The sequence below is a fragment of the Burkholderia sp. HI2714 genome (assembly GCF_002223085.1).
In the GTDB taxonomy this organism is placed as follows: Bacteria; Pseudomonadota; Gammaproteobacteria; order Burkholderiales; family Burkholderiaceae; genus Burkholderia; species Burkholderia lata_D.
In genome coordinates this window covers 64,178-86,966 of sequence record NZ_NKFM01000065.1, presented here as the reverse complement: position 1 = coordinate 86,966, position 22,789 = coordinate 64,178, and the positions used below count along the sequence as shown (strand labels likewise).

14 protein-coding genes are annotated in these 22,789 nt (G+C 65.4%); 3 read left to right on the top strand and 11 right to left on the bottom strand.

What is annotated here, in order from left to right; translation table 11 throughout:
- The first annotated feature begins 95 nt into the window (after positions 1 to 95).
- Positions 96 to 659 carry an Hsp20/alpha crystallin family protein gene (locus tag CFB82_RS35945; RefSeq protein WP_089487127.1) on the top strand — a complete coding sequence of 188 codons (564 nt, stop codon included), beginning with the start codon at positions 96 to 98 and terminating at the stop codon, positions 657 to 659.
- A 214-nt stretch (positions 660 to 873) separates the two neighbouring features.
- Here CFB82_RS35945 and CFB82_RS35940 read toward each other — a convergent pair whose 3' ends face one another.
- The 8 genes from CFB82_RS35940 to CFB82_RS35905 form a co-directional block, all read right to left on the bottom strand.
- Positions 874 to 1,215 carry a hypothetical protein gene (locus tag CFB82_RS35940; RefSeq protein ID WP_089487126.1) on the bottom strand — a complete coding sequence of 114 codons (342 nt, stop codon included), beginning with the start codon at positions 1,213 to 1,215 and terminating at the stop codon, positions 874 to 876.
- 137 nt (positions 1,216 to 1,352) lie between these two features.
- Complete coding sequence (locus tag CFB82_RS35935; protein ID WP_069250263.1) at positions 1,353 to 1,607, bottom strand: hypothetical protein; 255 nt, start codon at positions 1,605 to 1,607, stop codon at positions 1,353 to 1,355.
- A gap of 110 nt (positions 1,608 to 1,717) precedes the next feature.
- Positions 1,718 to 3,340, bottom strand: a complete 1,623-nt coding sequence (gene groL, locus CFB82_RS35930) for a chaperonin GroEL (RefSeq protein ID WP_089487125.1) — start codon at positions 3,338 to 3,340, stop codon at positions 1,718 to 1,720.
- Positions 3,341 to 3,416: 76 nt separating this feature from the next.
- Positions 3,417 to 3,734: a co-chaperone GroES gene (locus CFB82_RS35925; RefSeq protein WP_089487124.1), complete on the bottom strand. Its 318-nt coding sequence runs from the start codon at positions 3,732 to 3,734 to the stop codon at positions 3,417 to 3,419.
- Positions 3,735 to 3,942: 208 nt separating this feature from the next.
- Positions 3,943 to 6,273, bottom strand: coding sequence for a putative bifunctional diguanylate cyclase/phosphodiesterase (locus CFB82_RS35920; RefSeq protein ID WP_089487123.1), 2,331 nt, complete (start codon positions 6,271 to 6,273; stop codon positions 3,943 to 3,945).
- Between the two features lie 54 nt (positions 6,274 to 6,327).
- On the bottom strand, positions 6,328 to 8,427 hold the full coding sequence (locus CFB82_RS35915; protein ID WP_235986627.1) for a putative bifunctional diguanylate cyclase/phosphodiesterase: 2,100 nt from the start codon (positions 8,425 to 8,427) through the stop codon (positions 6,328 to 6,330).
- 511 nt (positions 8,428 to 8,938) lie between these two features.
- Positions 8,939 to 10,636, bottom strand: a complete 1,698-nt coding sequence (locus CFB82_RS35910; protein ID WP_089487121.1) for a M4 family metallopeptidase — start codon at positions 10,634 to 10,636, stop codon at positions 8,939 to 8,941.
- A 638-nt stretch (positions 10,637 to 11,274) separates the two neighbouring features.
- Positions 11,275 to 12,489, bottom strand: coding sequence for an MFS transporter (locus CFB82_RS35905; RefSeq protein ID WP_256990632.1), 1,215 nt, complete (start codon positions 12,487 to 12,489; stop codon positions 11,275 to 11,277).
- A gap of 358 nt (positions 12,490 to 12,847) precedes the next feature.
- Between CFB82_RS35905 and CFB82_RS35900 the strand changes: the two genes are divergently transcribed.
- The gene (locus CFB82_RS35900) at positions 12,848 to 13,378 is read left to right on the top strand and encodes a toxin (protein ID WP_089487119.1); all 531 of its coding nucleotides are present in this window, start codon (positions 12,848 to 12,850) and stop codon (positions 13,376 to 13,378) included.
- A 23-nt stretch (positions 13,379 to 13,401) separates the two neighbouring features.
- Here the strand turns inward: CFB82_RS35900 and CFB82_RS35895 are convergent, their stop codons facing one another.
- Together CFB82_RS35895 and CFB82_RS35890 are read right to left on the bottom strand one after the other, a co-directional pair.
- Positions 13,402 to 13,809, bottom strand: a complete 408-nt coding sequence (locus CFB82_RS35895) for a VOC family protein (protein ID WP_174946801.1) — start codon at positions 13,807 to 13,809, stop codon at positions 13,402 to 13,404.
- 423 nt (positions 13,810 to 14,232) lie between these two features.
- A complete protein-coding gene (locus CFB82_RS35890; RefSeq protein WP_089487117.1) occupies positions 14,233 to 18,588 on the bottom strand; it encodes a YadA family autotransporter adhesin in 4,356 nt (1,451 codons plus the stop codon).
- Positions 18,589 to 19,724: 1,136 nt separating this feature from the next.
- Here CFB82_RS35890 and CFB82_RS35885 point away from each other — a divergent pair.
- Positions 19,725 to 20,531, top strand: coding sequence for a response regulator transcription factor (locus CFB82_RS35885; protein ID WP_089487116.1), 807 nt, complete (start codon positions 19,725 to 19,727; stop codon positions 20,529 to 20,531).
- 21 nt (positions 20,532 to 20,552) lie between these two features.
- On the opposite strand, the gene CFB82_RS35880 is transcribed toward CFB82_RS35885, so the two are convergent.
- Positions 20,553 to 22,745 (bottom strand): TonB-dependent siderophore receptor, encoded by a 2,193-nt coding sequence (locus CFB82_RS35880; RefSeq protein WP_089487115.1) that lies wholly within the window; start codon positions 22,743 to 22,745, stop codon positions 20,553 to 20,555.
- Positions 22,746 to 22,789 lie beyond the last annotated feature (44 nt).

Below are 22,789 nucleotides of genomic sequence, written 5' to 3'. Positions count from 1 at the left end.
CCGCACGATCCTCGTGAAACGGATCATGGCGCGCGTGTCCGCACCGGACGGCTACGCCAGGCTCAAAACAGACTGGAGATCAATCGGAGGACGCCATGAATGTCGATCCGAAAAAGTGGAACCCCTTCAAGTTCCTTCGCGGGGCCACCCGCAAGTCCGATGCGGAAGGCTCGGACAGTCCGCCGACAGGCGAGCCGTGGCGTACGTCGTGGCCCGACATTTCGCGACTGTTTTCACGAGAACCATTGCGCGCCATGGAGGAATTCCTTCATGACCCGTTCGCTGGCCACGGCGCGCTCGAACGGTGGTTTGGCGACTTCAGTTCATCGCGCTTCCAGCCGCGCATCGACGTCGTCGATGAAGGCCCGGTGCTGCGCGTGACCGTCGAACTGCCCGGCATGGAGCGCGAAGATCTGAAGGTGAGCGTCGAGGATGGGGCCATCGTGCTGCGCGGAGAGAAAAAGCAAGACGTGAGCAGTGAAGAAAACGGTTGCTACCGGCTGGAGCGCGCCCATGGAAGCTTCGTGCGCACGATCCCGATGCCGGAAAATGCCGACCCTGACCACACCTTGGCGAAGTTTGACAACGGTGTCCTCACGTTGACCGTACCGAAATCGGAGCCGGCCAGGTCCACCAGTCGCACGATCGATATCGGCTGATCGGGCTTCCGCTGCCCGCCGGTTTCGGCTTCCGGGTGCATGCGTTTCTCATGCGAAGTCTTGATGCGGATGGCCCGAATACCTGGCCACGCCGCTCTCGGGAAACGCTTCGTTGAGGTGCTGCCGCACGCGGAATCACGCAGGACGCGCCTGGTATCAGGACGGGTCATGTTGCGCCGACGGGCGGCGAACGAAACGAATCCACGGATGGCGGTCAGCCAGCCGATGTGGACGGGTCGTCACGGAAACGCTCGAGGCCGGAAACGCTCGACGCATATCGCACTGCGTCGTGCTTCGAGCCTGACTCGATCTCGCACCAGAATTCCTGATGACGGGCACCGAGACGGCGGGCCGCCTCATGACGGTGAAAGTGACTGGCGAGCCAGAACCGACAGCCGTCAAAGAAGACCTTCATTGCCGGTCGTGCCGCGCGCATTGAGCCACATCGGACAGCGACCATCGCCTCCTCCAGCGCTTCGCTGCTGAATTGGCCGAGGCCGGCAAGCCCTGCGTCAATCGACAGCTGCAAGAACTTCAGGGTGTCCAGACCGAGCACGCCGGCGGGAATCCTCGGTGGCGAAGCGACGGGCGTGCGGCGATTGCCTGGCATCGACGCGACCAAATCAGAAGGATAACTTATTGATGCAAACGCGCATCATGCCCCGCCTGCCGATTGAAACCGGCCAGGCCGATTCAGTCGCCCGCCATCAGATAGCGAATCACCAGTGCCGGATCGGCGATATCCAGGATCAGTCGGCGAAGAATACGTCGGCGCATGTGGTCCGCGTCGAGGCTCCAGGGCGCCCCCTTCTCGTTGAGATAACGGGTGATGGCGTCCCGGTGATCGGCGTTTTCCGGCAAATCGAGCCGAACGGCCAGCAGTCCTGCCACGACGTCGTCAAGCTCGATGTCGAGCGGTTTCGAGTCAATGCAAAGTTCGAGTTTCATGTCGATCATCGGCAAAAAGGGGCGCCGCATGATGAGGGGCAGCCTGCGGCGCCAAACGACTCGCACCGGCCGCGACTGTTGGCCGGCGCGTACACGACCCGCTGCCGGGGTCAGTGCTCGAACTCAGGTGCGGCCGACTGCACCGGTTTGGGGTCTTTCGGCGCTTCGGCTACCGTTGCGTCTGTCGTCAGGATGAGCCCGGCAATCGATGCGGCGTTCTGCAATGCCGTGCGCGTGACCTTGGTCGGATCGACCACACCTGCCTCGACAAGATCGCCGTATTCACCGGTGGCCGCGTTGTAGCCAAAGTTGCCCTTGCCTTCGAGCACTTTCGCAACGACGACCGAAGGTTCATCCCCGGCATTCGCGGCGATCACGCGCAGCGGTGCTTCGAGCGCGCGCAGCACGATACGAATGCCCGCGTCCTGGTCGCCGTTGGCGCCTTTCAGGCTCATCGCCGTGGAACGCGCGCGCAGAAGCGCCACGCCGCCACCCGGTACGATGCCCTCCTCGACCGCCGCGCGTGTCGCATGCAGCGCATCGTCGACGCGATCCTTTTTCTCCTTCATTTCGACTTCGGTAGCCGCCCCGACCTTGATGACGGCCACCCCTCCGGCCAGCTTCGCCACGCGTTCCTGAAGCTTCTCGCGATCGTAGTCGCTCGTGGCTTCCTCGATCTGCGCACGGATGGACTTCACGCGCGCCGCGATGTGCTGCTCGTCGCCCGCGCCGTCGATGATGATCGTGTCGTCCTTTCGAACCTCGACGCGCTTCGCGCCGCCGAGATCCTCGAGCGTGGCCTTCTGCAGTTGCTTGCCGGTTTCTTCCGAGATGACGGTTGCGCCAGTGAGGGTGGCGATGTCTTCCAGCATGGCCTTGCGCCGGTCACCAAAGCCGGGCGCCTTGACGGCCACGACCTTGAGGATGCCTCGCATCGCGTTGACCACGAGCGTGGCCAGCGCTTCGCCATCGACGTCCTCGGCAACGATCAGCAGCGGCTTGCCTGCCTTGGAGGCCGCCTCGAGGATCGGCAGCAGATCCCGGACGTTCGAAATCTTCTTGTCGTGCAACAGGATCAGCGCGTCGTCCAGATACGCCGCCTGCTTTTCCGGATCGTTGATGAAGTAGGGGCTGACGTAGCCGCGATCGAACTGCATCCCTTCGACGACATCCAGCTCGTTCTCGAGGGACTTGCCATCCTCGACCGTGATGACCCCTTCCTTGCCGACCTTCTCCATGGCATCCGCGATGATTTTGCCGATCGCGTCGTCGGAGTTGGCCGAGATCGAACCCACCTGCGCGATTTCCCGGTTCGTGGAAATCGGCTTGGACAGTTTGCGCAGTTCATCGAGCACCGCGGCCACGGCCTTGTCGATGCCGCGCTTGAGGTCCATCGGATTCATGCCGGCGGCAACGTGCTTCATGCCTTCCTGCACGATCGCCTGCGCGAGCACGGTGGCCGTGGTGGTGCCGTCGCCGGCCACGTCGGCGGTCTTCGATGCGACCTGCTTGACGATCTGCGCGCCCATGTTTTCGAAGCGGTCCTTCAGCTCGATTTCCTTCGCGACCGACACGCCGTCCTTCGTGATGGTGGGTGCGCCGAAGCTGCGCTCGATCACCACGTTGCGACCTTTCGGCCCAAGCGTGACCTTCACGGCATCGGCAAGCACGTTCATGCCCTCGACGACACGGGCGCGGGCGCTGTCGTGGAATTTGACGTCTTTTGCACTCATCTTGTTACTCTGGATAGAAGTCGTTGATTCGATGTGTCGCGAACGCCCGGTGGGGGTTCGCGATCTGCCAGGGATCTCAGGCGGCCTTGCGGGATGCGCTGGTATCGGCCTCGAGGACGCCCATGACGTCTTCTTCGCGCATGACGAGGAGTTCCTCGCCATCGACCTTGACGGTCTGGCCCGCGTATTTGCCGAAGAGAACCTGGTCACCGACTTTCAACTGGAGCGCGCGAAGCGTTCCATCCTGCAGCAGCCGGCCATTGCCGACCGCGACGACTTCACCCTGCTCGGGCTTTTCCGCGGCCGAATCGGGAATCACGATGCCCGAGGCCGTCGTCCGCTGCGTTTCGATTCGCTTGACGATAACCCGGTCGTAGAGGGGACGAATCTGCATTCTCATCTCCTGAGCGATTGAAGGTTCGAAAAAGGAATCCGCCTGCCGGGCATTGCGACGGAAGCGTCGCTGCCGGGCAGCCGTACCACTGTCTGGCGGAAAGCGAAATAGAGGTGCTCGTCGCTCACTTCAAGAGGGGCGAAATGGGCTCTATGTAACAAATTGTTTCAGGCTGCCAAGACGATGGCCTTGGCCGCCTCGCCGCCGCTCACGCCTGCCTGGCCGTGGCCTGCGCCGCCAGCGCGGCCCGCTCGATCCAGCGGATGGCCGGCGCATCCTGCTCGCCCGGCGCGGGCTTGCCGATCAGGAAGCCCTGCACCTCGCGGCAGCCGGCATCCGTGATGCACGCCAGCTGCTCCTCCGTCTCGACGCCTTCCGCAACGGTCGTCACGCCGAGACGCTTGCCGAGATCGGCCACCGTGCGCACGACGGCCGCGCAGTCCGGACGCGTGACCGCATCGCGCACGAAGCTGCCGTCGATCTTGATCTTGTCGAACGGGAACGCGCGCAGATGCGCGAGCGACGAGAAGCCCGTGCCGAAGTCGTCGAGGGCGACGCGCACGCCCATCGAACGCAGCGCGCGCAGGTCCGCGATGGCCTTGCCCTCGTCGTGCAGCAGCGCGGTTTCCGTCACTTCGATTTCCAGCCGGTCGGGTGCGAGTCCCGCGCCGGCCAGCGCCGCCGCGAAGGTCGGCGCGATCGTGCCGTGGCCGAGCTGCCCCGCCGACACGTTGACGGCGACGCGTGCGCCGTCGGGCCAGCGCGCCGCCTCCCGGCAGGCCTGCTCGAGCACGAAGCGGCCGAGCCGGTCGATCAGGCCGCCGCGCTCGGCCACCGGAATGAAGTGGCCCGGCGAAATCCAGCCGGTGCGCGGGTGATGCCAGCGCAGCAGCGCCTCGCGCGTCGTGATCTGGCGAGTGAGGACATCGACGATCGGCTGGTAGAACACGTACAGCCCCTGGTTCTCGTCCAGCGCGACGCGCAGCTTCGATTCGAGCGCGACCCGCTCCTGCGCGCTCGTTTCCATGTCCGGCGAGAACATCCGGTAGGTGCCCTTCCCGGCTTTCTTGGCCGCATAGAGCGCCATATCCGCGCGTGACAGCAGCGCGCCGGCGTCGTTGCCGTGATGCGGCGCCAGCACGCAGCCGATCGACGCACCGATGCGGAACGGCCGGTCGGGCGACGGCGCATAGGGCGCGACGAGCGTGTCGACGAGCCGCGCGGCCGCGCCCATCGCGCGGTCCGCGTCGGTGTCGCGCAGCAGCACCGCGAATTCGTCGCCGCCGATGCGCCCGAGCATCATCCCCGGCTCGGGACACTGCCCGCGCAGGCGTTCCGCGACCTGGCGCAGCACCGCGTCGCCGGCCGAATGCCCGCACGCGTCGTTGATCAGCTTGAAACCGTCGAGGTCGATGAAGAGCAGCGCGAGCACCTTGTCCGAGCGGCGCAGGCTCGCGTCGAATTCGGCCAGGAAGGTTGCGCGGTTCGGCAGGCCGGTGAGCGAATCGTGATGCGCGAGCTGGTGAATGCGCGCCTCCGCCTCGACCTGCTGCGTGACGATCGACCACGACAGCATCGGGCCGATGTAGCGCCCCTGGGCGTCGCGCACGGCCGAGACCTGGAAGTCGAGCACTTCCGGCCCGAGCGGAATGCGGGCGCGATGCGGCAGGTTCGCCGGATCGGCGAGCAGGCGGCGCTGGTGCTGCGGGTGCGGATGGAAGAAGTCGATCGACGCGCCGAGCGCGTCGTCCGCGCGGATCGGCAGCAGGTGCTCGATCGAGCGCAGCAGGTTGCGCGACGTCGCGTTCAGGTAGTTGATGCGGAACGTCTCCGGGTCGGCCGTCATCACGGCCACCGGCATGTCGTCGATCATCCGCATCAGCCGCGTCTGCGCCTGCTCGCGCAGACGCGATTCGGCCTGCGCATCGACGGTGCGCAGGAAGCCCCGGTAGTTGACGGAGATGACGGCGATCAGCGCCGCCGACACGAAGGCCATGTTGACCGCGGTGGCGACGAGTGTCGGCTGGCGCGTCGAGAGGAAGAACGCGATGAACGCGACGTTGACGATCAAGGCCACGCTCAGCGCGGCCGTACGCAGGTACATCAGGCTGAAGACGCAGCCGATCACCGTGATCGCCATGTAGAACGCGACCTGGGCCTTTTGCCACGCATCGCCGTACGGGAACAGCAGCAGCGCCCAGGTGGTGAACGTCACCGCGACCGGGATCACCAGCCAGTTCGTGACCGTGAGCGCGCGCATCACGGTATCCGGCGTCGGCTCCAGCAGCCGGGTGCGGTGCCAGTGCAGCAGCCGCGCGAGCGCCGCGAGCGTCATCGCGGCCGGCATCGCGACCGACAGCCACCACGGCGTGCTGCCGAGGTGCGTGACGGCGAGGCTCCAGGTGCTCGAGATGAGGATCAGGTACGACACCGGGATCTGGCCGGCGAATACCCGGTATTGCGCCGCGAGCAGGTCCGGGTTCCGGGCCGGCGCCGCGATGCTTGCCAGTCTTGCCATCCGTGCGTAGAGGATTTTCATGTGAGCGTGCCGGCGGCAACCCGGGGACGGGCTGCCGTGTCCGGCGTCGAAGGGTTACCCGCGCGGGCCCGGGTCGAGATCGGCCTCGACGGCCGATTCGGACGCAGGAGCCGCCGTGCGGACGCGGTTGCCGCCGGTCAGCGCAATCTGCCCGCTGCCGACGATCTCGTTGAGGGGGGCGGGCCTGCCGAGCAGGAAGCCCTGCGCTTCGTCGCAGCCTTCGTCGGCCAGCAGCGCAAGCTGGTCGTGCGTCTCGATGCCTTCGGCCAGGATCGGAATGCCCAGGCTCTTGCCGAGCGCGAGCACGGCGCGGATGATCGCGCGATCCTGCGGTTTCGCTTCCGCGTCCGCGACGAACGACTGGTCGAGCTTGATGCGGTCGAACGGGAACGAGCGCAGCGTGTCGAGCGACGAATAGCCGGTACCGAAATCGTCGAGCGCGATGCTCACGCCCAGCGCCTTGATCTGCCGCAGCGTGTCCAGCGCGCGCTCGCGGCTGGCGAAGATCGTCGATTCGGTCAGCTCCAGCTGCAGGCGCGACGCCGGCAGGCGCGTTTCTTCGAGCACGTCCGCCACGAGCGCCGTCAGGTCCGCGTGCATGAACTGCACGGCCGATACGTTCACCGCGACCGCGTAGGGCGGCTCCCACGTGGCCGCCCGCGCGCAGGCCTCGCGCAGCACCCATGCGCCGATGTCCAGGATCACGCCGTTTTCCTCCGCGAGCGGAATGAACTCGGCGGGCGGAATCGTGCCGAGCGTCGCATGCTGCCAGCGCAGCAGCGCCTCGTAGCCGCGGATCTCGCCGGTCGCGAGCGACGTCTGCACCTGGTAGTGGATGCTCAGCTGGTTGTCGGCCACCGCGCGGCGCAGGTCGGCCGCGAGGCTGCGGCGCGCGCGGACGATCAGGTCCATCGCCGGCTCGTAGAAGCAGATCGATTGCGCGATGCTGCCCTTGGCGCGGTACATCGCGAGGTCCGCGTTGTTGATGAGGACGGCCTTGGTGGCGGCGTCGTCCGGGTAGATGGCGACGCCGAAGCTCGCGCCCGGCACGACCTCGTAGTCGTCCAACCTGACCGGCTTGTAGAGCGCCGGCTCGAGCCGTTCGAGCAGATCCATCAGGCGCGTGTCGTCATCCATCCGGCAGAGCGCCGCGAATTCGTCGCCGCCGATGCGGGCGACGAACTCGCCTTCGCGCAGCAGGTTCGTCATGCGGCGCGCGAGGATGCGCAGCACCTCGTCGCCGGCATGGTGGCCGCGCAGGTCGTTGATTTCCTTGAAGCGGTTCAGGTCGATGCCGATCAGCGCGAGCTTCGTGCGCTGTTCTTGCGCAAGCGCGATTTCGAGGTCGAGCCGCTCGTTGAAGCTGGCCCGGTTGGGCAGGCCGGTCAGCATGTCGCTCAGCGCCAGCCGGCGCAGGTGTTCGAGCGATTCGGCCCGGACGTTGCTGTCGATCACGTAGCTCACGAGCCCCGTGCAGACGATCACGAGCGACGTGCCCGCGACCGCCAGCGCCAACGGACGCAGCTCGCCCACGTCGGTCCAGTTGCCGTCGAGCATCAGCGGCGTGATGCGCAGCGCGGACATCCCGGTGAAATGCAACGCGAGGATCGCGAGCGACAGCACGCCGGCCATCTGGTTGACGGCGTGCGCCGACGGCCGCATCGCGAGGTGCAGCGCGAGCGCGGCGAGCGTCATCGCCAGGACCACCGACGCGATCAGGTAGCCGACGTCCCACGACACGATCCCCTCGACCCGCCACGCGAGCATGCCGGTGTAGTGCATCAGCACGATCGCCACGCCGACGATCGCGCCGCCGAGCGCGGGCGCGATCTTGACGATGCGACAGGTCGTCAGCGCGAAGCCGATCGTGCTGCCGCCGACCGCGATGAACAGCGACACGAGCGTGAGCGGCAGGTTGAAGTGCACGGGCGCGCCGGCGTCGAAGCCGAGCATCGCGATGAAGTGCGTGCACCAGATCGCCACGCCGGCCGAAATGGCCGTCAGCACCTGCCAGCCGAGCCGCTGCGTGCCGGAGGTGTTCACCGTGCGCTGGAACAGGCGCGCGGTGACCCACGAGCCGCCTCCGCACAACAGTGCGGCAAGCAACACCAGCCAGTGATTGTGCCGATGAACGATGCACCCGAAAACTGTCACCAAACCTTTCTTCCCCTATCCGTCGCATGGGCCGATGCCATTCCTGATCGACGCGGCGGGGCCATGCCGCTTCGATCAGGCGCGCCTTCAAGATATCGGCATGCGATGAATAAACTGAACGCCACGCGGCCGGCCGCAAACGATTGCCCGGCAGATACTTTTTTGGGAAAAAGTGCCGGAGCGAGGCGGGATGGCGGAGCGGAGGTTTGGACGAGGGCTGGCCGGTCCAACGCGTGACGAAGGCAACGAGAAATGCGGCGGGAATCCGCTGAGGTTCACCGTCAAGTGAATGGCGCGACAGGAGGCGAGTCGAGGCGAGATCCGGCGAGACAAGTTGCGGGTGGAACGAAAACGGGAATCTGGAATTCGACCGCCTGCAATCGCAGGCGGTCGATCAACCTCTGCCCTTTATTCGCCCGGACATCGCGTGGCTTCGATCGGTTCGCCCTTCTCCGAAGCGAAGGGTCCACCAGGCGATTTTCGGGCATTCAACGCACTCACACAGGCGCCATCAATTCACGCCGACCGCACTCCACGCGCGAGCGACCGCTGCGCTTTCGGCCGAGTTCGTGCCATACAGGTCGTTCGCCGCCTGGATCGATGCACGACGCGCGTTCGGGTAGCTGGAGTTGGCGTTCAGATACACGGTCAGCGTCCGGTACCAGATCTTGCCGGCCTTCTCGCGGCCCACGCCGCTGAAGGTCGTGTCACCGTTGCAGACCAGCTGCGCCTTTGTCAGGCCGGTATCGGTCGACGGCACCGTCGGGCCTTCCGCGAGCAGGTAGAACAGGCGGTTGCCGACGCCCGACGTGAAATGCGGATCGTGGCGCGGATTCGACCACGAGAATCCGCCGGACGGGTAACAGCTGAACGACCGGCCGTCGAGATCCTGCTTGTACATCTTGCGCAGGCCGCCGCTCACCACGCGCGCACCGATCACGTAGTTGCCGGGATCGTTCGGGTTGTTGGCGTAGTACTTCACGAGCGTGCCGAAGATGTCGGACGTCGACTCGTTCAGGCCGCCCGCGTCGCCCGAGTAGTTCAGGTTGGCCGTGGCCTCGGTCACGCCGTGACTCATCTCGTGTCCGGCGACGTCCACCGAAACGACCGGTTTCGGCAGGCTGGTGCCGGGTTGGCCGTCTCCATACACCATCACGTGCGAATCCAGCCATGCCGCGTTCGCACCGGTCGTGCCGCTGCCCGTGTTGAACACCACGTGTGCATAGCTCTTCACGCCGCGGCCGTCATTGAAGATGCCGTTGCGGTTGTGCGTCGTCTTGTAGTAGTCCCAAGTCAGCGCGAGACCATAGTCGATGTCGGCGGCGACCGTCTGCCGGTCGGTGGTCGTATTGTTGCCCCACACGTTCGTGCTGCTCGTGAAGATCGGCAGGTCGGTCGCCTGCTCGACGTCGTCCGAGGTCAGCCCGCGGCCGTCGTAGACCGAGCCTGAGCCGCGGCTCGGATCGAGCATCCGGTACGCGTTCGTGCCCGTCTGGTCCGTGGTGAGCGTCAGGTTGCCGTAGTACAACGAACGGCCGGTGCCGGTCGCGGCGGCCGTCTTGATCAGGTCCTGTGCGTCGAGCACGGTGCCGGTGCGCGCATCGACGTAGTACAGCACCGCGTCGCCATGCACATCGGTCGCCTTGCCGTAGACGCGCACCGCGTAGGCCAGCGTCGGCGTGACGTCGCGTGCGAACACGACGAGTTCCGCGTCATCGACGCGGCGCACGTCCGAGTTGAAACGCGCGGCTGCGATGCGCTTGACTCGGGCAGCGCCGATATCGGGTGCGTTGCGTACGACCGCGCGGTCGCCCACCTTGCCGATCGTGCCGGCGAGATTGATCGGCGCGAGCTGGGTCACGCTCGCCTGCTTCAACTGCCCCTTGCTCGAATGGACGACCACGTCGCCGCCGATCACGGGCAGGCCCGCATAGAAGCGGTCGAAACGCACGTGTTCGGTGCCGTCTGGGTCGACGATCACGTCGCGCACCTGGAACTGATCGCCGTCCGCCGGCGCGCTCGCCTGCGGCCCTGCGAACTTCAACGTGCGTGCTGCGCCGCCGGCTGCGAGACTGAAGGCGGACGGGTTCTGCTGGATCAGTTGCAGTGCCTTGTCGACCGTAGCCGACTGGTCGCCGGCCTGGGCAAAAGCACTGAGACTCGCGACGGTAATCGCGGAGATGGACAGCAGACGAGACAGTTTCTTCATGTAATCCCCCGGCTTATAAGTGGGTGATGTTCGAGGAATGCATCAAGTACAGACTTTGATGTAAGACATGTCACGAACCGCAGAGGGATGCTAGAAGGTCATTTTTATAATTACAAGATATTTTCTAACAGTTTAAATTTTTCTGTCATCGATGTTAATCGAGTCATGGTTTGGTGAGAAATTTGAAATGATCTCGTCGGCCGCGATGGCGGGATCGACAAGGTTGCATCGGTGGAATGTGCCCGAGAGCCCGGTTCTGTCTGGGAAAGGCCGCACGTGGCGCGGGTCGAGGAGGACGGATGAGGTGAGGCCGGGGATAACGCGCCAGACACTAGTTGCTTTATTAAATATTTATTTTGATTGTTGCCATTGCCGGCGCGCCAATGAAACCTTTAATGGCTCTTCGATTCTCATTTTTGGCGGAAATGCATTTGAATTCGTAGTGAAAGGCTGCCGAGCGACGCACGAGATAATGCTTTCTACGAATCCTTCGCTTGAGCAGCGCGGCGCGATCTATCGCATGTGCATGTCACACTTTCTCTTGCATCGGAAGGCTCACGCTCAGCCTGCGGTTGCGCACGGGGTTGTTTCCAGCGGAGACGCAGGTGGCCGATGAACCCTCCGTCGACGTCCGCTGCCTAGCCGGCCCTCACCTTGAACCGCACCACCAGCCACGTCAGCGCGCCCAGCACGAACACGGCGAGCGTCCACGTGCCGCCATGGTGCTGCAGCACCGCGGCCGTCGCCGCGATGCCCGCCAATCCTTGCTGCAGGAAGCCGCACAAGGCCATCGCATGCGCGCCATGTTCGTGCGCATCGCTGACGGCGGTCGCCATGCTGTTCGGAAACAGCACCGCCTGGCCGAAAATCGCGAGGCAATACAGCGCGATGAAGATCCACAGGCCGCTGAAATGAGCCAGCAGGCCGCCGAGCCACGACGCCAGCATCAACGTGGTTGCGAGCGCAACCAGCGCGGCGCCGGCATGCATGAGCCGCACGCCGCCGAGCCGCTTCACGAGGCGATTGACCAGCATCGCGCCGCTGAAATAGGCGACACCGAGCAACAGGCCGATACCGCCGAAGCTCGTCACGGCCAGCCTGAAATGTTCCTGGAACACGAACGGACTCACTTCCTGCAAGGTCACGGTCGTCGCGAACCCCAACCCGCCCGCGCAAGCCGGCCAAAGGAAGCCCGGGCGCCGCAACAGGATCCGGTAGGTGCTGGCCATGCCCGACGTGACCGCGGTGCGGCTTCCCGCCTTCAACGGTAACGCAACCGACAGGCCGATCGCCAGCGCGGCGATGACGGCCATCAGCACGAAACCCGTTTGCCAATGACTGTATCGGCCGATCAGCCCGCCGACGAACTGGCCGCCGCCCAGTGCGGTGATGAAGGCGATCGACAACACCGACAGCCGTCGCGCCAGTTCGTCGCCGCGCCAGTTGTCGCGGACGATGATTCTGGCGATGATCGCCGCGCCGCCGCCCCCGATGCCCTGGAGGGCGCGCAACGCGAGCAGCGCCGGTGCGACCGTGCAGATGGCGAGCAGCAGGCTGCTGGCGACGAACAGCAGCAGCGAGATCAGCAACGGGCCGCGCCTGCCCCAGCGTTCCGCGGCCGCGCCCCAGAACGGTACCGGCAACGCTGCGCCGATCACGTACGCGGAAATGGAGAATTCGGCGCCCCCTTGCGTCATCGTCAATTCGCGCATGACGACAGGCAGTGACGGCAGGTAGACCGTCGTCGCCATTTGCACCATGAATACGACCAGGCATGCGAGCGCCATCAGGGGCGCAGTCGACGCGGCAGGTTCACACGGCGCGCCGGCGGCAAGAACGGGTTTGTCGCTCATGCGCGGTCCCGATCCGATCGACACACGCGCCCGGCCTTTCCCCGTCCGCGCACCCATCGCGGGATCCCGTTGCAAGCGCCGCCCGCGTGCATGCGCTCCCGCCACCCGAGTTCGGTCGCCATCGTTTCTCTCTTTCGATCGTGTTGACGTTCGTCGCGGCCGTAAGCTGTCCGACCCTCGCGCGAGATTGTACAAAAGGCGCGACGTGCGTGCATGAGGCGCCCCGCCTGTCGTGACCGTTGCACGGGCGAGCATGGGGGAACGGTGTGCCGGCGGCTTCGAACCGATCGACGATGCAGCACCGTTTCGGGGTGTGAGGCACAATACGCGGCTTCAAAATTCAACCGCGGTCAAACCCATGCGCGTCGTCGTCGTTGGAACCAGCGGAGCGGGGAAATCCACTTTTGCCAGTGCACTGTCGGCAGCAGCCGGCTGCCCATACATCGAGCTGGATCGACTCTACTGGGGCCCCGGCTGGACAGCCGTGCCGCCGGCACAGTTCGAGAGCGCCGTGCAGGCCGCGACCGCCGGCGACCGCTGGGTCGCCGACGGAAACTACAGCGCCGTGCGCAACGTGCTCTGGTCGAGAGCCACGCACGTGGTCTGGCTCAACTTCGGGCGCCGGACGGTATTCTCCCGGGTGCTCTGGCGCACGTTGAGCCGCGGGCTCATGCGCACCGAGCTTTCGCACGGCAACCGCGAATCGCTGCGGATGGCGTTCTCCCGGGAATCGGTGCTGCTGTGGTCGTACACCACGTTCGCCCGGAATCGTGTCAAGTTCGCCGGCCTGCGTGACGACCCGACATTCGCGCATCTGCACTGGACGGAAATCACGCGGCCTTCGCACACTCGCGCGGTCATCGACAGGCTGATCCGCGCCGGCGGCTGAGCGCGGCGCGACGCCCACCCGCGTCAGTTGTCGAACGTGCCTTGATATGCCGGCGCGGCATCCGCGCGCGTGTTCAGTTCGAACATCACGCCGCCCGGTGCGCGGCAGAAGAAACGCGAACCGCGCCCGTTGTTGAAGACCTCCGTCACCATCTCGACGCCCTCTTCCGTAAAGCGCTCGAACAACGTGCGAACGTCATCGAGGCTCGGCAGTTCGAACCCGACGTGGAAATTCGTCGGCCATGCCGGCGTGTCGTCGCTGACGTGATCGATCACCACGTCGAAGCCCGGGCGCTTGAGGATCCAGGATTGTTCCCAGCTTCCCGCGATCGTGAAACCGAGGTACCGCTCGAAGAATCGGGCCGTCGCCCGTGTGTCGGCCGACGGAAAGCTCAGGTGGTTGAGCTTCATGGTTTGCGTAATGGCAGTCATTGCGAGTCCCTGTCATGCGTGGATCGGCGGAGGCCCCATGCCGTTCCGCCCGACGCATTCAGAATACGAGCCGGCGCTCACGTTCGGCAATTCGCATGAGTCGCACGTCCGGACAGCCCGCGAACCCGCGTGAAACCGTGGGCCGGGGCGCCGTTGCGATCGCCGTGGATCGCGCTATTCGCATTCGGCCGGGATGGGCCTGAGCCCCCTCTTTTCGCTGTGCTTGCCGCGTGAGACCCGGGCGCAAGGCAAGCGGCATGGACTGCCGGACGCGCTCGGCGCAGCACTGTCGCGCTGCGTGACGCATCAAGCATCGATGGCCCGAAGGTGGCAAACCCACCCCGGGCCACGGATTTCCCGCCAGTGCCGGACATCACAACCGCTGCCCGACACCGCCGGTCAATCGATGCTGCGCGGACGACGTCAGAACTGGTAACCCGCGCCCACCACCGCGCCGAAGTCCGAACGCGCGTTGCCCGTCACCGACGCCTTGACGACCCACCGGTTGCTTTCCGTCACGTACGAGTACCCGGCGGCGAAACCCTGCTGGCCGTGATAGTTCGACGTCGCCGCCGAGACCATCGAGCGGCCCGCGCCCGTCGGTTGCGGCAGGCCGGCCACGGCCATTGCCGATGCCACGCCGCCGTACATGTCCTTCTTCAGGTCGTTGAACGAGTTGTACACCTGGCCGATGCGCTGGTCGGTATAGCCCTTCGCCTGATTCGACGCGGCCGACAGGTTGTCGTTCAGCTGCTGCACGTTCACCGCGTCGGTCGGCGCCGTGCCGGCCGCGACGTTCGTGACCTGGCGCTCGCTGCCCTTCGCGCCGACCGAGAACGAATTGTCGCGATCGGCGACGGAGCCCTGGCCGACCGCCACCGCGTTCTTGCCGGTTGCGGTTGCCGTCGACCCGATCGAACCCGCATCGGCACGCGCGATCCACGTGGTGTTCGCATCGGTTGCCAACGCACGGATCTGGTCGTTGGCCGCCACGTTCTTCAATGCATTATTGAACTGGCCCATGTTGACCGCGTCGTTGTCCTTCACGCCCGCCGCGACACCGGTCAGCACACGGTCGCCCGACGTGCCGGAGAAGTTCACGCTGGACCCGCCGGTGTCCTTCCCGACCGTGATCGCGCCGTTCGGATCCTGCTGCTGCACGAGGCCGGCCTTGCCGTTCGCGATGTTGGTCACGTTCCCCTGCAGGTTCGTGATGTCGGTCGTGTTCTTCGCGACCTGCTGGTTGGTCGCGTAGAGCTGCGAACCGTTCACCGCGTCCGTGCTGGTTGCGCTGAGCGTCCCGGCCTGCACGTTGGTGATACGCGTGCCGCCGGCGCCGCCGAGGGTGATCGAGCTCTTCGAGCTGTCGTCGTACTGCACCGCAAGCGCGCCGAGCTGGTTGAGACTCGACTGCACGCCCTTCAGCTGCTTCACGTTCACTGCGTCCGTATCGTCGGTGCCCGCGGCGACGTTCTTCAGCACGACGGCCGCATTCGTATCGCCGCCGATCAGCGATACCGAATTCAGCCGGTTGCCGTTCGTGTCGACATCGTACTTGACGACGTTCTTCACGGCCTCGCCCGCCTGGTTGGACACCTGCGTGATCTGCTGTTCGAGCGACGACTTCACGCCCGACAACTGGCCGCCGTTCACCGCGTCCGTGCTGCCCGCGGCGATGTTGCCGTCGGCCACGTTCGTCAGCTTCGTCGGTGCACCGCCGCGCGCCGCGTTGTAGGCGCCGGCCTTCGGGTCGAACTGGAGCGCGTCCTGCTGCAGCCCGGCGATCGCGGCCGTGTTGCCGGCGATGTTCGTTTCGGCGTTGCCGATGCGCGTTTCGTGATTCTCGAGCGTCGTCGTGTTGCTGCCGACACGGCCGTCGAGGTTCGTGAGCGCGTCGCCGACGTTGTTGAACGAACCGCCGCCGACTTTATAGGCCGGCGCACTGATCGAACCGTCCGGATTCGCCGTTGCACCGCCGCCCAGCGCGGCTGCCGTGCCGTCGGTCGCGCGGCGCAGTTGCGCGCCGTTCACCGCATCCGTGCTGCCGGCCGCGACGTTGCCTTCCGCGACGTTGGTCAAGCGCACCGGGCTCCCGCCGTTACCCGCGCCGAGCGAAACCTGCTTCTTGCTCGCATCGTCGTACTTCACCGCGAGCGCATCGAGCTGGCTCGTGCCGTCCTGAATCGCCGCGTTCAACTGGTCGACGTTGACCGCGTCCGTTCCGTTCTTGCCGGCCGCGACGTTGCCGATGCGTTGCGCGCCGTTGCCGCCGTGGCTCGCGTCGTAGGTGCCGAGGGTCGCGTTCCACTGGAGTGCGTCCTGCTGGAGCGCGGCGATGTTGCCCGTATTCGTCGTCACCTGGTTGCCGAGCGTCGTCACGTTGTTGCTGACGGTCGTGATCGACTGGTTCAGCGTGTCGGTGGCCTTGCCGAGCTGGCCGACGTTCACGGCGTCGCTCGCGGCAATGCCGTCCGCCACGTTGTGCAGGCCGACCGGCGCCTGCGCGCCCTTGCCGCCGAGCGTCACGCCGCTGTGCGCGTCATCGTCGTACTGCACGGCGTTCTTTGTCGCGTTGCCGATCTGGTTGTTGACCGATGTGCTCAGGTTGCCGAGCGTCGTGTTGATGTTGTTCGTCACGCTCGTGCTGAGCGACGACAGGCCACCGTTCAGTTGTCCCACGTTCACTGCATCGGTGTTCGCGACACCGGCCGCGACGTTGTGCAGCGTCGTACCGTTCGTGCCGGCGAACGTCACCGAGTCGAAGCCGCTCTGGCCGTCGTACTTCACGTTGCGTGCGTCGGCCGCCTGCAGGTTGCTGATGTTCGTGGTCGCCGTGCTCAGCGACGCATTGATGCTCGTGACGTTGCCCTGCAGGTTCGTGATGTTCGACGCCGCCGTCGAGATGGACGTCTGCAGCGGCGCGAGGCTGCCCGTCAGTTGACCGACGTTGACCGCGTCGGTGTTGGCGACACCGGCCGCGACGTTGCCGATGCGTTGCGGACCGTTGCCGCCGTGGCTCGCATCGTACGCGCCGAGGTTCGTGTTCCACAGAAGCGCGTCCTGCTGGAGCGCCGCGATGTTACCCGTATTCGCGGTCACCTGGTTACCGAGCGTCGTCACGCTGTTACCGACATTCGTAATCGACTGATTCAGCGTGTCGGTAGCCTTGCCGAGCTGGCCGACGTTCACGGCGTCGCTCGCGGCAATGCCGTCCGCCACGTTGTGCAGGCCGACCGGCGACTGCGCGCTCTTGCCGCCGAGCGTCACGCCGCTATGCGCGTCATCGTCATACTGCACGGCGTTCTTCGTCGCGTTGCCGATCTGGTTGGTGACCGATGTGCTCAGGTTGCCGAGCGTCGTGCTGAGGTTGTTCGTCACGCTCGTGCTGAGCGACGACAGGCCACCGTTGAGCTGACCGACGTTCACTGCGTCCGTATTCGCGACACCGGCTGCGACGTTGTGCAGCGTCGTGCCGTTCGTGCCGGCGAACGTCACCGAGTCGAAGCCGCTCTGGCCGTCATACTTCACGTTGCGTGCATCGGCCGCCTGCAGGTTGCTGATATTGGTCGTCGCCGTGCTCAGCGACGTGTTGATGCCGGTGACGCTGGTTTGCAGGTTCGTGATGTTCGACGCCGCCGTCGAAATGGACGTCTGCAGCGGCGCGACGCTGCCCTTCAGCTGGCCGACGTTGACCGCATCGGTGTCGGCGACGCCCGCCGCGACGCCGTTGATCGTCGTGCCATTGCTTCCGTCGAGCGCAATCGCCGCATGCGAATCGTCGGTGTATTTCACGACATTCTTCGTCGCCGTCACGATGCTGGTGCTGAGGCTGTTGCCCACGCTGGTCACGCGCTGGTCGACGTTCGAGATCGTGGTCGACAGCGAATTGCCGACCGACGTCACGCGTGCGTCGACCGTGGCGATGCTCGTGCTGAGCGTGCCGTTCACGTTCTTCAGCTGCTGGACGTTGACGGCGTCCGTATCGGCCGCGCCTGCCGCGACGTTCTTGAGCTGGCGCTCGTTGCCGATTGCGCCGAACGACACCGCGCCGCCAACCGGCGCGGCCGTGCCGCCGAACACCGGTGTGCCGCCATTGTTCGCACCGGTGCTGCCCGAACCGATCGCCACCTGGTTGTTGTCGTTCGTCTGCGCGCCTGCGCCGATCGCCACGGATTGCGTGCCGCCGGCGCGCGTCTGGGTGGCCGCGTCATACGACGCGCCGGCCGACACGCCGTCGCTCGACGTCGGGTTGGCGCCGCCGATCGCAACCGAGCGATCGCCGCTGGCGAGCGCCGAGTGGCCCAGCGCGATCGAGCTCGTGCCGTGCGCATCGGCGACGTTGCCGAGCGCCATCGAGAAATCGCCGACCGCGGCCGACTGGCGGCCGATGGCGAGCGCCGTGTTGCCTTGCGCGACGGCTACCGTGCCGATGGCCGTGGCAGAGTTCGCCAGCGCCTGCGCGCCGACGCCGATCGCGATCGCGCCGCCGCTGCTGGTGCCGCCATTGCTGCTCGCATTCGACTGGTCGCCGATCGCGATCCCGCTGGTGCCTGCCTTGGCATTCGTGCCCATCTTGACGTTTGCCGTGCTCACTGCCACGTAGCTCCCGCTCTTGGTCGCGACGCACAGCGGGTTCGTCCCGTCGATGCACTGACCGGTCAGTGCGTTGTCCGGGTTACCGCGGTCGACGAAATTGTCCGCATGCGCGGCGCCCGAGATCAGGACACCTGCACCCGTGAACATGGCGGCGGCAAGCGCCGAAATCTGCTTCCTCTTCATGGTCTTCTGCTCCGTTTTGTAGCGTTTGGTTTGAGTACGGACTACTTACTTTCTGTTGAAGACTTCAGCTGCGATTGCGATTACGACTTCAGTGCGGAACCCGCTTCCCGTGCCCGGTCCGAGCGTGCCGAGGGCGACACGCATCGTCCGCCCGTGGCGACGGGACGTTCGAAAGCGCGGGCACGCCGTTCGTGTGACGGCCCGTTCCGTTAATCCAGGTAATGCATTAGGAATGCATATCGTTTTATATGGGCGAATTCGCCCCGCGACTGAATCCGGAGATTCAACCCGCCGTTATGGACACCCCTGATTTGATGTCGCGCTGACCGCGACCAACCCCGCTTCTTTTATTTCATCCACGGCAACCGGATTTGCGCTTGCGCGCAACGGACCTGCGCCCGGAGTCACATCAATTGATGCCTCGGACCCGAATCGCACAACGTCCGTCACAACCCGCCGTGTCTTGCGTTGCTCGGTGCGACCCTGCATTCAAAGTCCGGACGAATTATGAGACACGATTTAAAATAATTGAAGACGACATTCTTTATAGATTGTAAAATTCAATATATTCAATGAGTTGCGATAAAAACACGCATCTCGCAAACGATTTCTCGCCACCAGAATTAATTGAGATGTTTTGTCGAGCGGACAGAATCTTTGCTGAGGCGGATTAAAGAAAAATTCGTCAAAAAGTTTTTCAAAAAAATCACGGAACTGCGCGATCGCAGGTGGCGGCGCAAATAAAAATGGCGGAAATGGACAGGCATCAGCGTGCCGTACCGCAAACACGAATCAAAAAATTCACGATGAAGCATCCGAAAAGCGGAATGAAGCAGATAGAGTCAATGCATCTGGCAAGGATTGAAATATGCCCCTACAATTCGGCTCGCATCGAGACCGGCGGGCGCGCACTTTTCAGCGCGCGACGACGGCAACGCTCCGCGCCTTTACCGAATCAGTGATCAAAACCGGCCATGCCGGGCATTACGCCGACCGGTTGTCCGTCGTGTCGTGGGGCGAGATCCGCATATCGATGCGCTTGTACGTCGCCAACAGAGCAGCTTCCGACGATTGGTCCGAACCGGGCCGGCCACCCGGAGGAACGCAGCCAGCAGCCATTCCAGAACAGGTGCACGATGCATCCATCGATCTCCGCATTGGGCGACGCCCATATCCTGATCGTCGACGATCAGCCCGACCAGCTTCGCTTGCTGATCGACATCCTGCGCGGCACGGGGTGCCGGATCAGCATTGCATCCGATGGGCTGCAGGCGTGCCAGCGCGCGCAGGCGCTCATGCCCGACCTGATCCTGATGGATGTCCGCATGCCGCGCATGGACGGCTTCACCGCGTGCCGGCTGCTTGCCGCCGATCCGCTGACGTCCACGATTCCGGTGATCTTCCTGACCGTGGCCGGCGCCCTGCACGAACGCCTCGAGGGGTTCGAAATCGGCTGCGTCGACTATGTGGTGAAGCCGTTCGAGCCCGCTGAAGTGCTCGCGCGAATTCGCGTGCAGCTCGCGCGGGAGAAGCGCGAGCAGCCCGTCGACGTGGAAAGCCCGTTCGTGGCCGGCAAGGACGACGACATCATCGTGCGCGCGGCCATCCGCCACCTGGCGCGGACGCTGAACGATCCGCCGACGGTGGAGCAGCTGGCCCGCGCGGTCGGCACGCACGAAAAGCGGCTGTCACGTGCGTTTCGCGACAATCTCGGCCAGACGGTGTTCGAGTATCTGCGGCACGAGCGGCTGCGGATCGCGCAGGATCTGCTGGATTCGACGTCGCTCAGCATTGCCAGCATTGCGAAGGAAATCGGCTTTTCCACGCCGGCGAATTTTGCGACCGCATTCCGCGAACGTTTCGGCCTCACGCCGACCGAGTGGCGGCGCCAGCGCGACGCCGGCGAACGCGCCGCGCGCCGGGAGCCGCAACGCGACGCGTAGGCCCGTTCGGCGCGTTCGCGACTACCAGTTGTATTTTGCGGTGGCCAGCATGGTCCGCTCGTTGCCGAACACGCAGACGGTATACGACGTGCAGCCGCTGACATAACGCCGGTCGAACAGGTTCGCGACGTTCAGCGCGAATCGCCAGTGCGGCATCTCGTAGTGCAGCGCCAGGTCATACAGCGTCACGCTCGGCACGGTCAGCGAGTTGTCGGGCGCGCCGGCCGACGCGCTCTGGTAGCGCACGCCGCCGCCGAGCCCGAGGCCCGACAGCGCACCCGTGCGCCAGGTCCAGTCGGCCCACATCGACGCCATCTGCCGCGGCAGCGGCACGGCCACCGGCCAGTGGTTCAGCGACGCGTCGTTCGCCTGCACGTTCTTGACGTCCTGATACACATACGACGCGACGACCGACAGCTCGCGGGTGACCTTGCCGACCGCGCTCAGCTCGATCCCGCGCGAGCGCACCTTGCCGGTCTGCACCGACGTCGTGCCGGTCGGGTCGAGACTCACCGGTGTTGGCGTCGCGACGTTGGTCTGGTCGATCTGGTAGACGGCCGCACTCAGCAGCAGGTTCTTGCCGGGCGGCTGCCAGCGCAGCCCGGCTTCCGTCTGCTTGCCCCGCGTCGGTGCAGGCAACCCGCCGCCATACATCCTGACGCCGATGACGGGATCGAACGACGTCGAATAGCTCACGTACGGCGACAGCCCGGCGTCGCCCTGATAGGTGAGCCCGACGCGCCCGGAGAACGCACTGACGTCCTGCTGCGCCTGCGTACCGGCCGTCCGGTCGTCGAACCGCGCATTGACGAAATCCTCGCGGCCGCCGAGCGTCAGCGTCCAGCGCTGCCAGCGGATCTGGTCCTGCGCATACATACCGAACGTGTTCATCGCCGTGTACTGGTCGACGTGGCCGAGCGACGTCGGGCCGGAGAAGATCGCGGCTGTGACGGGCCGGTAGACGGGGTGATACAGGTTGAGCGACGGCGCGAGCGCCAGCCACACGCTGTTGGTCGTCGTCTGCCTGTCAAATTGCGCGCCGAGCAGCAGCGTATGTTCGAGCGGCCCCGTGCCGAAGCGCGCCTGCGCGTGGTTGTCGATGTCGAGCCGGCTGTAGTTGAGCTGGAACAGCCCCGCGAAACGCATCATGTTGGTGGTGCTGCGCGGCACGAAGCCGTTGCCGAACACCGTCGCATCGTCGAGCGACAGGTGCGACCAGCGCACGTCCTGGTGCAGCGACCAGATCGCGTTCACGCGGTGCTCCAACGCGTAGCCGAGCGACCACTGCTTCTTCCGGTAGTCGTTGAACCCGGGGGCTCCCATGTAGGTGTCCTGCGACAGCCGGCCGTTTGGGTTCGGCAACACCGTGCCCGACGCGGGCAGGAAATTCGACGAAATGTCGCTGCTGTCCTGCAGGAACGTCGCCGAGAGCGTCAGTGACGTATCGGCGGTCGGCCGCCATCGGAACGACGGCGCCAGCGCGACGCGCCGGTCGCCGTTCGGGCCGGTGACCGCATTGCCGTCGCGCGCCACGCCGACGAAGCGGTACGCATAGCGGCCGTCCGGATCGAGCGCATCGCCGACATCGAGCATGAATTGCTTGCGCGCGTCGTTGCCGATCTGCACGCCGGCTTCGCGGACGCGCTCGCCGTCGGCGAGCTTCGTGTGCGCATCGACGATCGCGCCGGGCTCGCCCGCGCCGTACAGCACCGAGGTCGGCCCGCGCAGCACGGCGATCGAGTCGATCATGTACGGGTCGACGCGCCAGTTCGCGATCACGGCCGTATTCGGCGCGGCCACGCCGTCGACGTACAGCGTCGGCGTGAAGCCGCGCAGCGCCGCATACCAGTCGGTGCGGCTGTCGGCGCCGAACGTCGCGAATCCCGGCACGTAGCGCAGCGCCTGGTTCAGGTCGGTCGCGCCGGTCATCTCGATCTGCTGCGCGGTCACGAGATTGACCGTTTGCGGGATCTCGGCCACCGGCGTGTCGGTCTTCGTGCCGGCCGTGGTGCGCAGCCCGACGAGCCCGCTCGACGCGCCGTCGGCCTTCCCGGTCACGTCGATCGTCGGCAGCACGGCCGCCGCCGTGCCGGCCGGCGCCGTGGCTGCCGCACCCGATGCCTGCGCGTGTGCGCCGCCCGCGGCCGCCACATACAACGCGCTCCCGGCCGCGATCGCCCTCGCGCGTCGCGCCGCACCCGTCCCCGTTACCATCGTTCCTTGCTCCGTCGTGCTGGTGGCCGATTCGGCCTGATCGC

Bases quoted from the DNA above. Each gene is read 5' to 3' on its own strand.
- CFB82_RS35945 (WP_089487127.1), top strand. From the start codon at position 96: ATGAATGTCGATCCGAAAAAGTGGAACCCCTTCAAGTTCCTTCGCGGG.
- CFB82_RS35900 (WP_089487119.1), top strand. From the start codon at position 12,848: ATGCGCGTCGTCGTCGTTGGAACCAGCGGAGCGGGGAAATCCACTTTT.
- CFB82_RS35890 (WP_089487117.1), bottom strand. From the start codon at position 18,588: ATGAAGAGGAAGCAGATTTCGGCGCTTGCCGCCGCCATGTTCACGGGT.
- CFB82_RS35880 (WP_089487115.1), bottom strand. From the start codon at position 22,745: ATGGTAACGGGGACGGGTGCGGCGCGACGCGCGAGGGCGATCGCGGCC.
- CFB82_RS35895 (WP_174946801.1), bottom strand. From the start codon at position 13,809: ATGACTGCCATTACGCAAACCATGAAGCTCAACCACCTGAGCTTTCCG.
- CFB82_RS35925 (WP_089487124.1), bottom strand. From the start codon at position 3,734: ATGCAGATTCGTCCCCTCTACGACCGGGTTATCGTCAAGCGAATCGAA.
- CFB82_RS35910 (WP_089487121.1), bottom strand. From the start codon at position 10,636: ATGAAGAAACTGTCTCGTCTGCTGTCCATCTCCGCGATTACCGTCGCG.
- CFB82_RS35920 (WP_089487123.1), bottom strand. From the start codon at position 6,273: ATGAAAATCCTCTACGCACGGATGGCAAGACTGGCAAGCATCGCGGCG.
- groL (WP_089487125.1), bottom strand. From the start codon at position 3,340: ATGAGTGCAAAAGACGTCAAATTCCACGACAGCGCCCGCGCCCGTGTC.
- CFB82_RS35935 (WP_069250263.1), bottom strand. From the start codon at position 1,607: ATGAAACTCGAACTTTGCATTGACTCGAAACCGCTCGACATCGAGCTT.
- CFB82_RS35885 (WP_089487116.1), top strand. From the start codon at position 19,725: ATGCATCCATCGATCTCCGCATTGGGCGACGCCCATATCCTGATCGTC.
- CFB82_RS35905 (WP_256990632.1), bottom strand. From the start codon at position 12,489: ATGAGCGACAAACCCGTTCTTGCCGCCGGCGCGCCGTGTGAACCTGCC.